Genomic DNA, 13,090 nt, shown 5'->3' with positions numbered 1-13,090 from the left:
GTGGGTATCGGCGGTTTCATCAGCGACATCACTCCGGACTCGGTGGAGAACGCCGTCGAGGACGGTGTCGAGTGGGTCGGCAACCGGGTCGAGGACGCCGGCAACTGGACGGCGGACCGGCTGGACGACGTCGGCTGGGAGTCCGGTGCGGACTGGGTGCGTGAGCAGTCCCGTTCGGTGGCGAACCGGCTGGGTGCCGAGGTCGACGAGATGGACCTCGGGCAGACCGAGGACAAGACGAAGCTGGTCTACGGCAGTGCGTCGAAGATCCGGTCGACCGCCGAGCGGTTGCGGGGGTTCCAGTCGTCGTTCGACGGTGTGGGTGACGGTCTGAAGGGCCTGGACTCGTCCGAGCTGAAGGGCAAGGCGGCCGGGACGCTGCGGACGGTGGTGGGGTCCCAGCCGCCGAAGTGGTTCACGGGCGCGGACGCGTGCGGGGAGGCGGCCGCGGCGCTGGAGGCGTTCGCCACGACGGTGACGTGGGCGCAGGGGCAGGCGCAGACGGCGATCGACAAGTGGAAGGAGGGCGTCAAGGCCTCGGAGGAGGCGGCGGACGCCCACCGGAAGAAGGTCGACGACTTCAACAAGGCCGTGGACCGGTACAACGCGCAGGATGCGGACAAGCGGGATCCGTCGACGTTGCCGCCGCGTCCGGCGTCGTCGTTCGACGATCCGGGCAAGAAGCTGATGCAGGAGGCGCAGGATCTGCTGGCGGAGGCGCGCAAGCAGCGCAACTCCGCCGCGGAGACGGCGCGCGGTGCGGTGCGTGCGGCTCGTGACAAGGCGCCGAAGAAGCCGTCGTACGCGGATCAGCTCGCCGACGGTGTGCAGGAGGCGCAGATCATCGGTGATCACGTCGGCGGCGGGATCATCAAGGGCACCGCGGGGATCGTGAACTTCGTCCGCGGTGTCAATCCGATGGATCCGTACAACATCACGCATCCGGCGGAGTACGCGACGTCGCTGAACAGTCTGGCGGCGGGGCTGGTGGTGGCGGCCAACGACCCGGTCGGCACGGGCAAGCAGATGGTCGGCGACTTCATGAAGGACCCGGCGGAGGGCTTCGGCCGGCTGATCCCCGACCTCGCGCTGACGGCGGCGACCGGGGGTGGCGGTGCGGCGGTCAAGGGCGTGCGGATCGCCGAGGAGGCGGCGGACGCGGCGCGGCTGCGCCGGCTGGTGGACGACGCGCCGGACGGTACGCACAACCGTCGAGACGGTGAGCGCGTCACGGACGGTACGGACCCGGTGGACCTCGCTTCGGGGCGGATGTTCCTGCCGCAGACGGACGTGGTGGTCCCGGGCATCCTGCCGCTGGCGTTCACGCGGCGTACGGAGTCGGGTCTCACGTCGGGCAGGTTCCTGGGCCCGTCGTGGTCCTCCACGGTCGACGAGCGCGTTCTCGTGGATCCGGTGGGGGTCGTCCACGTCACGGCCGACGGCCTGCTGGTCACGTACCCGCACCCGGTGCCCGGGGCGCCGACCCGCCCGGAGACGGGCACGGCGCGGACGCTGCTGGCGCGGGACGCCGACGGCGACTACACGGTCACCGACCGGGACAGCGGCGTGGTGCGCCACTTCGCCGCTCCGGCGGGCACGGAACCGGGCGGTGACGCCACCTGCTGGCTGTCCCGCCTCACCGAACGCAACGGTCACTCCGTGGACGTGGACCGGTCCGAGGACGGCCTGCCGCTGGCGCTGGTCCACTCGGCGGGCCACGAGGTGCGGATGACGTGCGCGGAGGGCCGGATCACGGGGCTGTCCCTGGTGGGGCAGGACGGCATCGCCCTCCCTCTGATGTCGTACGGCTACGAGGACGGCAACCTCACCGCCGTCACCAAGCCGTCCGGCGCCACGACCAGGTTCGTGTACGACGACCGCCGTCGCGTGACCGCCTGGATCGACTCCAACGGGAGCCGGTACGACTACACGTACGACGACCGCGACCGTGTCGTCGCCGAGGGCGGCGAGGCGGGCCACGTCCAGATCACCCTGGCGTACACGGCCCCGCACCTGGAGACCGGCCACCGCACGACGACACTGACCACGGCGGACGGCCGGGCCACCCGGCACTTGATCGGCCCGGGTTGCAGGATCGTGGCCACCACCGATGCGCTCGGCCGCACTACACGGTTCGCCCATGACCGGAGCGGCAATCTGCTGTCCCGAACCGATCCGCTGGGCGCCACGACCGCATTCCGGTACGACGAGGAGGGACGGCTGGTCTCGGCCGTCCGTCCGGACGGCTCCGAACTGCGTGTGGAGCGGGGGACGTTCGGGCTGCCGGTCGAGGTCGTGGGCCCGGACGGCGCCCGCACCGCGTACGCGTACGACGAGCGCGGCAACCGCACGGAGCTCACCGATCCGGTCGGTCGCACCACGCATTCGACGTATGACAGCGCGGGACGGCTGACGTCGGTCACCGATGCCCTCGGGCACACGTCCCGTGTGGTGTGCAACGCGGCGGGGCTGACCGTGGCGGTGACCGACCCGTCCGGCGCGACCGTCCGCACCGAGCGGGACGGGCTGGGACGCCCGGTACGTGTCACCGACCAGACGGGTGGGGTCACGCGGCTCGAATGGAACGCCGACGGCCTGCTCGCCCGCCGTACCGGCCCGGGCGGTGACACGGAGGAATGGACCTATGACGGCGAGGGCAACTGCCTGACCCACACCGACGCCTCCGGCGGTGTCTCGAGGTACGCGTACACCCACTTCGACCTGCCACTCGCCACCACCAGGCCCGACGGCGGCCGCTACGAGTTCGAGCACGATGACGACCTCCGTCTCACCCGGGTCATCGGTCCGGGGGGTCTGGCCTGGTCCTACGCCTACGACGCAGTGGGCAACATCGTGTCCGAGACCGACTTCGACGGGCGCACCCTGACCTATCGCGTGGACGCCGCGGACCGGCTCGCCGAGCGGGTCGACGCACTCGGCGGGGTCATCTCGTTCGAGCGTGACCTGCTCGGCCAGGTGATCCGCAAGAGTGTCGACGGCCGGGTCACTGCTTATGCGTACGACCGGACGGGCCGTCTTCTGGAGGCGGTCGGGCCGGAGAGCGAGCTGCGCTGGCAGTACGACCGACGTGGGCAGGTCAAGGCGGAACTGGTGGACGGCCGCCCGCTGGTCTACTCGTACGACGACCTGGGCCGGCGTGTTCGCCGGACGACGCCCACCGGTCATGTGACGTCTTACGCCTACGACTCCAACGGGCTTCCCGAGCGGTTGACCACGGGGGGCCGGCGGGTGGACTTCGCCCACGACACCGCCGGCCGTGAGCTGGCCCGCGTCTTCGGGGACGCGATCACCATGACGTCGGCCTGGGACGAGGCCGGCAGGCTGACCGCGCAGCACATCACCGCCGGCGCCCGGGCGGTGAACAGCCGCGCCTACGCCTACCGTGCCGACGGGCATCTGCTCTCCATCGCGGACGGCCTGTCCGGCACCCGTACGTTCGATCTGGACCCCCTGGGCCGGGTCACCGCCGTCCACGCCCCTGGCTGGACCGAGCGGTACGCCTACGACGACGCGGGCAACCAGACGTCCGCGTCCTGGCCGGACCGGCATCCGGGCAGTGAGGCCACCGGGACGCGCGCATACGACGGCACCGGCATCGTCCGGGCCGGGAACGTCCGCTTCGAGCACGACGCCTTGGGCCGGGTCACCCTGCGGCAGAAGACCCGCCTGTCCCGTAAGCCGGACACCTGGCGCTACGAGTGGGACACGGAGAACCGTCTCACCTCCGTGACCACCCCCGACGGGACCCGGTGGCGGTACCGCTACGACCCGCTCGGCCGCCGCACCGCCAAGCAGCGTCTGGCGGCCGACGGCGAGAGCGTGGCCGAGGAGATCCGTTTCACCTGGGACGGAATGACCCTGTGCGAGCAGACCACCCATCTGCCGGACGCCTCGAACACGGTCGCGCTGACCTGGGACCACCGGGACGTCGTTCCCCTGACGCAGACCGAGCGCATCCTCACGGCCGACGACCGCCAGGAGGAGGTCGACCGCCGTTTCTTCGCCATCGCCACCGATCTGATCGGCACGCCCACCGAACTCGTCGACGAGACGGGCGCCGTGGCCTGGCGCACGCGCAGCACGCTGTGGGGCACCACGGCCTGGTCCCGGGACAGCAGCACCTACACCCCGCTGCGCTTCCCCGGTCAGTACTACGACCCCGAGACCGGCTTCCACTACAACTGCTTCCGCCACTACGACCCCGAGACCGGCCGCTACACCTCCCCGGACCCACTGGGTCTCGCCCCCGCGCCGAACCCGCTCGGCTACGTGGACAACCCGTACGGGGGGTGCGACCCGCTGGGTCTCATGCCCAAGTACACGAAGGAGGAGAAGGCACAGAAGGCCAGGGAGGACGCCCTCAAGACCACGGACGAGGTCATCAAGAGGGCGCAGGAGGGCAAGTGGAAGAAGGGCGGTGACTACCACGGGGACACCAGGCACGGCTTCAGCGACGAGCGGGTACTGGAGATCCTCAAGCATCCCGACGCGGTGTACCACTCGACGGCGAACAGCGGGAACCTGATCTTCCGGCAGGGTGAGGACATCGTGGTGGCGAAGGGAGGCGGCGCCGGAGCGGGCAACGCCATCACGGCCTATGGACCGTCGGGCATCAAGGGCGAGTCCGGTGTGAAGGCGCTCGGGGGGTCGCCCACGGATCCAGGTGGGGCGATTACCCATGCCGACGTCGTGGAAGGCAGGATCCCGTCGAAGAACGGCTACTTGGCTCCGGCCGTACAGATCCGATGAGGCGGCAACCAGATGAGACTCACTCTCGGCGACGAATGGACCGCGACGGTGGCGGGCGAACCCCTGCGCTCCGTCCCGCGGTTCGATTTCGCGGATCAACGCGTGCGCGTGGGAGCGTACGCGGACGCGAAGGAGCACGAGCAGTTCCTGCTGGACACCTTCGGCAGCCAGGACTGGCTCTGGGACACGCCCGACGAGCTCCGGTTCGACCCGATGAGCCGGGAACTGGTCGGTGCGGAATTCCAGGTCCCCGGTGTCGAGGCCGCCGGCAGTGAGGACTGTGCCCGCGTTCCTGCCGCGCCTTCCGCCGACCCCGGCGGTCTTCGCGCGGACGAGGCCGGGGACTTCAGCTTCGAGGTGACCTCCGAGATCTGTCGTGGCCCCCAGGACACCGTGCTGACCTGCCTGCGAGATCTCGACGTCCTCGACGAGCCGCTGGAGGCACGCATCGGCATCGCCGCCGATGTGGCGCTGCTGGTCCAGCACGGCGCCGTGGTCGGCTGGAGCCTGGCCGACCCCGTGCGGTATCTGACCACCGGCTTCGCCGCTCCCGACCCGGCTCCGCCCGACCCGGCCACCCGGCGGCTGTTCACCGAGTGCCTGGACATCGTCACCACGCCGTTGCTCGACGCGGTCAAGGACCGCGTTCCGGCCGCGGTGGCCCGGTTGCGGGCGGCGGATCAGGCGCTGCGCGCTCAGCGCGAGGACCGGCACCGGGCCGAAGCGCTGCTCGCGCTGATCGGCTCCCTGCTGGAGGACTACGGGGACCGATGACACCGGGCGACGGATCAGGCGTACGCGGCCCGGCCTCCGCTGCCAGGGCCCTGGGCAGGGCTCTGGACGGGGCCGGTGCCGAGAGCCGGGAGGTCCGGGACGCCGTCCGGAAGTTCGTCGAGACGGTGACGTTCGCGAGTGCGGACGAGATCCGGGGGATGCTGCGGGAGGTCCTCGCCGAGGACTGGACGGCGCTGCCGCCGTGGGCCCGCAACCTGGCCTACCGGCTCGCCTGCCTCCAGCGTCCGGACGACCCGGAGCTGTTGCGCGAGGCCGCCGCCGACCTGCTGTGCTTCGGCCCCGCCTGGGACGCGGAGGCGGAGGATCTGAAGCGACGTGCGGCGGAGCCGGAGCAGTGGTTCTCCGGCAGAACGCGGCTGCGATGCAGTGAAGGCACACGGCACGGAACTGCTGGATGTCTTCCGGAAATGCGCGGGCGCTACGGTGACATGCGACCCTTGAACGACGCCGCCTGGTGGGAACGGCACGAGGCGGTGGTCCGCGTGGTCCCGGACGACTCCTCGCTTCCCGCCGTGAGCGCCCTGCCTCCCACCGGGCTGATCTACTCGGCCCGGATGCACGGGAAGGAAATGCGCGACTCCGACGGGGTGTTCACTCAGTTCTACGAGGCGCTGCGCCTCCCGGACTACTTCGGCTGGAACTGGAACGCGTTGCGGGACTGCCTGACCGATCTGCACTGGATCCGTGCCGAGCATTTCCTCGTCACCATCGACGACGCCGACGCCGTGCTCTGCGAAAGTGCCGAAGAGCGTGTGATCCTCTTCCGCGCCCTGGACGACGCCGTGAAGTTCTGGGCGGGCAAGCCCGAGATTCCGGGGCAGGGGAAAATCACCTTCCAGGTCGTCCTGGTGTGCCCGCCCGACGCTCCGTGAAGGAGCTGAAGCGGCGCAAGACCGCCACCCGCATGCGGGTGGCGGTCTTTTCGTGCTGAATGCTGCCCGGCTCAGTCCTCGCCGAGGTACGCCTTGCGGACCGACTCGTCGTGGAGGAGGGCCTGGCCGGTGCCGGACAGGACGATGTTGCCGACCTCCATGACGTGGCCGTGGTCGGCCAGGGACAGCGCCGCCTGGGCGTTCTGCTCGACCAGCAGGATGGTGGTGCCCTGCGACTTCAGCTCGGCGATCGTGGTCATGATCTTCTGCATCATGATCGGGGAGAGACCCATGGAGGGCTCGTCCAGCATGAGCAGCTTCGGCTGGGACATCAGGGCGCGGCCCATGGCGAGCATCTGCTGCTCACCGCCGGACAGGGTGCCCGCGGCCTGCTTGCGGCGCTCCCCGAGGATGGGGAACAGGTCGTAGGCGCGCTGGATGTCCTTCTCGATGCCCGGCTTGTCGTCGCGGAGGAACGCGCCGAGGCGGAGGTTGTCCTCGATCGTCATCCGGGGAAAGATGTGCCGGCCCTCGGGGGAGTGGGCCAGCCCGAGGGAGACGATCTGGTGGGCGGGGACCTTCTTGAGCGACTTGCCGCCGAACTTGATCTGCCCGCCGACCGGCTTGAGGAGACCCGACAGGGTGCGCAGGGTGGTGGTCTTGCCGGCGCCGTTGGTGCCGATGAGGGTGACCACCTCGCCCGCGTCGACCTTGAACGAGATGCCCTTGACGGCCTCGATCTTGCCGTAGGCGACGCGGAGGTCCTCGACCTCGAGCAGTGCGGTCATCGGTCGTTCTCCTTGCCGGCCGAGGTGTCCGTGGTGGTGTCGGCCTGGGCGGCCTCCTCGGCGGCCTCGACCTCGGCGGCTTCCGCCGCGCCGGGGTCGTTCTCCAGGGGTTCGCCGAGGTAGGCGGCGACGACGCGTTCGTCGCCCTGGACGGTGGCGCTGTCGCCCTCGACCAGTTTCTCGCCCTGGACGAGGACGGCGACGCGGTCGCACAGATTGAAGATGAAGCGCATGTCGTGCTCGATGACGAGAACGGCGATGCCCTTGTCGCGGATGGCGAAGACGAGTTCCTCGGTGGCCCGGGTCTCCTGCGGGTTCATGCCGGCCGTGGGCTCGTCCAGGAGCAGCAGACCCGGTTCGCTGGCGAGAGCGCGGGCGATCTCCAGCTTGCGCTGCTCGCCGTAGGGGAGGTTGCGGGCGAGGTGGTCCGCCTTGGCGGCCAGACCCACGAACTCCAGGAGCTCCATGGCGCGTTCGCGGGAGGCCGCCTCCGCCTTGTGGAAGCCGGGGCCGCGCAGCACGGCGGACCAGAAGCCTTCCTTGGTGCGGGTGTGGCGGCCGACGAGGACGTTCTCCAGGACCGTCATGTTGGAGAACAGCCGGATGTTCTGGAAGGTGCGGGCGATGCCGGCGGCGGTGACCTTGAAGGACTTGGGCGGCAGGACCTTGTCCTTGTAGCGGACCTCGCCCTCGGTCGGGATGTACAGGCCGGTCAGGCAGTTGAAGAAGGTGGTCTTGCCGGCGCCGTTGGGGCCGATGAGACCGACGATCTCGCCGCTGTTGACGGTGAGGTCGACGCCGCGCACGGCGGTGAGTCCGCCGAAGCGCATGGTGACGCCGCGTGCGTCGAGGACGGGGATGCCGGGGGCCGGGGCGCCCGGGGTGGTGTCCTTGGTGGTGGTGTCGGTGGTCATGGTGGTCAGGCCCCTGTCTTGCTCAGGACTGCGGGCGCGTCGGCCTCTTCGTGGAACTCCAGCTGGCGGCGCCGGTTGGGGATGAGGCCCTCGGGGCGGAAGCGCATCAGCAGCACGAGTGCGAGTCCGAAGGCGAGGAGCTGGTAGTCGCCGAGGAACTGGAGCTTGTTGGGGATCAGGAAGAGCAGTGCGGCGCCGATGAGCGGACCGGCGATGGTGCCCATGCCGCCGAGGACGACCGCGGCGAGCAGGAAGGCCGAGTTGGGCGGGGTGGTGCCGGCGAAGAGGTACTGCTCGGGGGTGACGGTGTAGGTGACGTGCGCCTGCACGGTGCCGGCGAGACCGGCGAGGGTGGCGCCGACGGCGAACGCGATGAGCTTGACGCGGAAGCCGTTGATGCCCATGGCGAGCGCGGCGGTCTCGTCCTCGCGGATGGCGACCCAGGCCCGGCCGATGCGGGAGTCGCCGCTGCGCCGGAAGACGAGGACGACGACGGCCGTGATGACCAGCATCAGGAAGAAGTAGTTGGCGAACCGGCCGATGGTGAAGCCGGCGATGTCGTGCTGGATGCCGAGGTCCCAGCCGAGGATCTTCAGGTCCGGGATGGACGAGACGCCGTTGGAGCCGTTGGTGAGGTCCGGGCCCGACGTGCCGTCCGTGTTGTTGGCGGCGATCCGGAAGATCTCACCGAAGCCCAGGGTGACGATGGCGAGGTAGTCGCCGCGCAGCCGCAGGGTCGGGGCGCCGATGAGGACGCCGAAGACCAGGGAGGCGGCGGCGCCGACGAGTACGGCCGCCCAGAAGGGGAAGTGCACGCCGAAGGGCGAGCTGGGTGAGCCGGAGACCAGCGCGGCGGCGTAGGCGCCGACGCCGAGGAAGGCGACGTAGCCGAGGTCGAGCAGGCCGGCGAGGCCGACGACGATGTTCAGGCCGAGGGCGACCGTGGCGAAGATCAGGATGTACACGCCGAGGGTCGCGTACTGGTCGTCGGTCTGCGTGAAGGGGAAGCAGGCCGCCGCGACGAAGGCGCCGCAGACGGTGATGTTCTGGTGCCGGGCGGTGATCTGCGTGACCCGGCCGATCAGGCCCGACTTGTTGAGGGCCGCGAATCCGAGGCCGGCCATGATCAGGAAGCCGACGAACAGCTCGTCGTACTCGGTGCCGATGCCGTAGGTGAAGACGAGCAGGGCGACGGCGAGGACGGCGACGATGATCAGGATCTCGGCGTAGGAGGGCAGCGCGCGCCCGGGGCGCGGGGTGCCGGACGCGAAGGCGGCCCGCACGGTCTGCCAGTTCTGCGCGGCGGAGTGCTTGAACTGCTCCCAGCCGGTGTCGTCGGGGTCGACCGGGTCCGGCTCGGGCCGCTGGAACGGCAGGGCGAGCGAGCCGAGCAGGGCGATCAGGGTGGCGGCCGCCACGACGTAGCCGCCGGGCTCCAGGTTCACCACGCCGCCGAGCTGGGTGCTGATCGCGACGACCGTGTACCAGGCGGTCGCGAAGGCGGCGAGCGCGGCGAGCTTGAGGCCGGCGTCGGCGCCCGCGGGGGCGAGCCAGCCCAGGCCCTTGACGCCGTACGAGGCCAGACCGAGCAGGGCGGTGAGGGCGCCGCCGATCAGCACCAGGACCTGGAGGCCGCCCGGGTAGCCGTAGACGGTGAGGTCGCCGGGGAACTCGGCGGTCCAGGTCCAGGCGAGGAACGTGGACAGGACGGTGAGGACGCCGCCGCCGGTGGCGAGGGCACGTCCGAGGTGCGGGGGTATCCCGATGAGGCCGGTGTCGGCACCCGTGGTGGGGGCGTCCGCGGTCTTCGAAGCGGTGGTCTGTGTGGTCATCGGTGTCACGCCCTGTCCGCAACGCGTTCGCCGAGCAGGCCCTGGGGCCGGAACAGCAGCACGAGGATGAGGAGGATGAACGCCCAGACGTCGGCCCAGGACTGGCTGCCGAACTTGTCCAGGCCGGGGATGTCGGCGATGTAGGCGGTGGCCAGGGTCTCCGCGACGCCGAGGACGACGCCGCCGATCATGGCGCCGTAGATGTTGCCGATGCCGCCGAGCACGGCGGCGGTGAAGGCCTTCAGACCGAGGATGAAGCCCATCTTGAAGTCGATCTGGCCGTACTTGAGGCCGTTGGCGACCGCTCCGACGGCGGCGAAGACGGCACCGAGGGCGAACGCGACCACGATGATGCGGTCCGTGTTGATGCCCATCAGCTTGGCCGTGTCCGGGTCCTGCGCGGTGGCCTGCATGCCCCGTCCGGTGCGGGTGCGCATCACGAAGAAGGCGAGGATGGCCATGCTGACCGGAGCGGCGACGAGCAGGAAGATGTCGCCGGTCTGGAGGGTGGCGCTGCCGAGGTGGAAGGGGCCGCCCTCGATCTGAGGGAAGGGCAGCTTCGACTTGGCGTTCGGGTACAGCGCCCACACCGCCTGCTGGAGGGCGAGGGAGAGGCCGATGGCGGTGATCAGCGGGGCGAGGCGGGGAGCGCCGCGCAGCGGACGGTAGGCGAACCGTTCCGCCCCGATCGCGACGGCGACGGAGACCACCACGGCACCGAGCAGCATCAGCGGGAGGGCGATCCACATGCTGGTGCCGTCGGGCAGGACGTACAGGTGGACCGTGAGCGCCCCGAAGGCTCCGACCATGAAGATCTCGCCGTGGGCGAAGTTGATGAGCTGGACAATGCCGTAGACCATTGTGTAGCCGATGGCGATCAGCCCGTACATGGATCCCAGTAGCAGGCCGTTGACCAGCTGCTGCGGCAGTTCGTTCACCGCATGTCCTCCGAGACTTTCGGATGTTCGACGGATGTGGCCCGGATGCGAGTGCGCGCGGGGCGCCTGTGGAACAGCGCCCCGCGCGGCTCGTGGGCAGTGGTGTGGTGCGGGGTGGGTCAGCCGGTGTAGGTGCCGGACTTCACGGCCTTCCACGCACCGTTCTCGACGGCGTACACGGTGAGCTGCTTGTTGGTGGCGTCACCGAACTCGTCGAAGGAGACCTTGCCGGTCACACCGTCGAAGGAGACGTTCTGCATGGCGTCCACGACCTTGGCGCGGGCGTCGTCGGGGAGCTTCCCGCCGTTGTCGGCGACGACCTTCTTGACGGCCTCGATGATCGCCCAGGCGGAGTCGTAGGAGTAGCCGCCGTACGCCTCGTAGGCCTCCTTGTAGCCCTCGGCCTTGTAGTTGGCGACGAACTCCTTCGCGGAGGGGAGTTCCTCGACCGGCGCGCCGACGGAGGTCGCGAGGTCACCGGTGCCGCTGGCGCCGGCGAGCTTGATGAAGTCGGCGCTGTAGATGCCGTCACCGCCGACCACCGGGATCTTGGCGCCGGCTTCCTTGATCTGCTTGCTCAGCGGACCGGCCTGCGGGTATTCACCGCCGTAGTAGACGACGTCGGCGCCGGAGTTCTTGACCTTGGTGGCGACCGCGTTGAAGTCCTTGGTGTCCGGGTTGATGTGCTCGGTGCCGACCACCTGGCCGCCGAGCTTCTTGAACTCCTCGGTGAAGGTGCCGGCGAGGCCGGCGCCGTAGGTCTTCTTGTCGTCGATGACGAAGACCTTCTTCTTCTTGGAGTCGTTGTAGACGTACTGCGCGGCGAACGGGCCCTGGACGGCGTCCGTGGTCGCGGTGCGGAAGTACGACTTGTAGGCCCGGACCTTCTTGGTCTGCCAGTCCACGCCCTGGGTGAGCGACGGGTTGGTGTTGGCCGGGGAGACCTCGACCAGCTTGGCGGTGTCGAAGACCTTCTGCATCGACTCGCCGACGGAGGAGTTCAGCGGGCCGACGACGCCGAGGACGTCCTTGTCGGCGACGAACTTGGTGGCGTTCTGCTGGCCCACGGAGGGCTGGCCCTGGTCGTCGAGCGCCTCGACCTTGAAGGTGACGCCGTCGACGGTCTTCTGCTTGTTGGCGGTCTTGGCCGCGAGGTCCACCGAGTTCTTGATGCCGAGGCCGAGCGCGGACAGGTCGCCGGTCAGCGGGGCGTCGACACCGATGACGACGGTGGTGCCACCACCGCTGCCGCCGTTCCCGGAGTCGGAGCCGCCGTCGTCGTCGCGCGAGCCGCAGGCGGTGAGGGTGAGCGCTCCCGCCGCCAGAGCGGCGGTGATGGCGATGAGCGAACGTTGACGCACGATCAGTCCTTTCCCTGGCACAGCCGTTTCCCCGTGGAGACGGCCGAGTCGAGCGCTGGGCCGAAGTGACAATCCGACGGCGCGGTGACTGGCCGTGACTCTAAGCGTGTGTGGGGAACGTGGAGGAGGGTCTGACTCAGGCTGTGACGCTCTTGTTATGACACGGGGTAATGCAGAGCGGTACTGGCTGGGAAGAACGGCGGAATTCAGGCCGATTTGCTCTGTCCGCATGCTGAGAACCCGCAGGACCGGCCGGGCGGGTTCAGGTGTGTAAGGCGTTTTGGTGATTACTCAGAATGGTCGCCGCAGGCGACCTCCAGGGCCTCGGAGAGGTGCCGCGCATAGCGTGACCCGAGGATGAAACTGTGCTCCTGTATTGCGCGCGTATTACGCAGCGTTACATCCAGGAAAGGGAGTCCGGGGTTCCGTGGTGCTTTTTCGCATTCCGTCACCCGCAGAGTGACGATGATCTTGAGGGCGGAATGCGACTTTGTCTGGAAAGGTGCCGCGGGCGCCGAGGCCGCCGAAAGACCGGCGTAGGGCTGGGTCACCCGGGTCACCGTGACGGGCGGTCCGGACCGCACGCTCAGCAGCACCGCGAAGCTGAAGTCGCTGGTCGGATCGGTCTCGGGGCCGGTCACCGGGTCGAGGTAGACCAGGTCGACGGCTTGGGACGGGAAGGGCGCCGGAGCGGGCGGCCGCTGCTGCGTCCGGTGCGCGTGGAGGTAGCCGCCGGCGGCCAGGACGACGAGGGCCGCGATCGCCGCGTGGACGGCCCGCCGGTGGCGCCCGTACCACCGGGCGAGGTGTCCGCGCGGCC

The 13,090-nt window shown here is 69.7% G+C and carries 9 protein-coding genes; 3 read left to right on the top strand and 6 right to left on the bottom strand.

The window, feature by feature from the left end:
• Genes GTW67_RS02115 through GTW67_RS37395 form a run of 3 tightly spaced genes read left to right on the top strand, consistent with a single transcriptional unit; the run spans position 1 to position 6,437 of the window.
• Positions 1-4,770 (top strand): putative T7SS-secreted protein, encoded by a 4,770-nt coding sequence (locus GTW67_RS02115; protein ID WP_161163074.1) that lies wholly within the window; start codon positions 1-3, stop codon positions 4,768-4,770.
• Between the two features lie 12 nt (positions 4,771-4,782).
• The gene (locus GTW67_RS02110) at positions 4,783-5,544 is read left to right on the top strand and encodes a hypothetical protein (RefSeq protein WP_161163073.1); all 762 of its coding nucleotides are present in this window, start codon (positions 4,783-4,785) and stop codon (positions 5,542-5,544) included.
• Complete coding sequence (locus GTW67_RS37395; RefSeq protein WP_237518608.1) at positions 5,541-6,437, top strand: barstar family protein; 897 nt, start codon at positions 5,541-5,543, stop codon at positions 6,435-6,437. The genes GTW67_RS02110 and GTW67_RS37395 overlap by 4 nt, the downstream gene beginning before the upstream one ends.
• A 71-nt stretch (positions 6,438-6,508) precedes the next feature.
• Here the strand turns inward: GTW67_RS37395 and GTW67_RS02095 are convergent, their stop codons facing one another.
• The 6 genes from GTW67_RS02095 to GTW67_RS02070 all read right to left on the bottom strand — a co-directional run.
• Positions 6,509-7,225 carry an ABC transporter ATP-binding protein gene (locus GTW67_RS02095; protein ID WP_161163072.1) on the bottom strand — a complete coding sequence of 239 codons (717 nt, stop codon included), beginning with the start codon at positions 7,223-7,225 and terminating at the stop codon, positions 6,509-6,511.
• Positions 7,222-8,139, bottom strand: coding sequence for an ABC transporter ATP-binding protein (locus GTW67_RS02090; RefSeq protein ID WP_161163071.1), 918 nt, complete (start codon positions 8,137-8,139; stop codon positions 7,222-7,224). The genes GTW67_RS02095 and GTW67_RS02090 overlap by 4 nt, the downstream gene beginning before the upstream one ends.
• A 5-nt stretch (positions 8,140-8,144) precedes the next feature.
• Positions 8,145-9,971, bottom strand: a complete 1,827-nt coding sequence (locus tag GTW67_RS02085) for a branched-chain amino acid ABC transporter permease (RefSeq protein WP_161163070.1) — start codon at positions 9,969-9,971, stop codon at positions 8,145-8,147.
• A gap of 5 nt (positions 9,972-9,976) precedes the next feature.
• Positions 9,977-10,909, bottom strand: a complete 933-nt coding sequence (locus GTW67_RS02080; protein ID WP_161163069.1) for an ABC transporter permease subunit — start codon at positions 10,907-10,909, stop codon at positions 9,977-9,979.
• A gap of 119 nt (positions 10,910-11,028) precedes the next feature.
• On the bottom strand, positions 11,029-12,270 hold the full coding sequence (locus GTW67_RS02075) for an ABC transporter substrate-binding protein (protein WP_161163068.1): 1,242 nt from the start codon (positions 12,268-12,270) through the stop codon (positions 11,029-11,031).
• Positions 12,271-12,557: 287 nt separating this feature from the next.
• On the bottom strand, positions 12,558-13,090 hold a 533-nt coding region (locus tag GTW67_RS02070), incomplete at its 5' end, for a Tat pathway signal sequence domain protein (protein ID WP_161163067.1).

The sequence above is a fragment of the Streptomyces sp. SID5910 genome (assembly GCF_009862125.1).
Classification (GTDB): domain Bacteria; phylum Actinomycetota; class Actinomycetes; order Streptomycetales; family Streptomycetaceae; genus Streptomyces.
The sequence above is the reverse complement of the archived record's forward strand: the minus strand, read 5'-3'. Positions and strand labels throughout refer to the sequence as shown.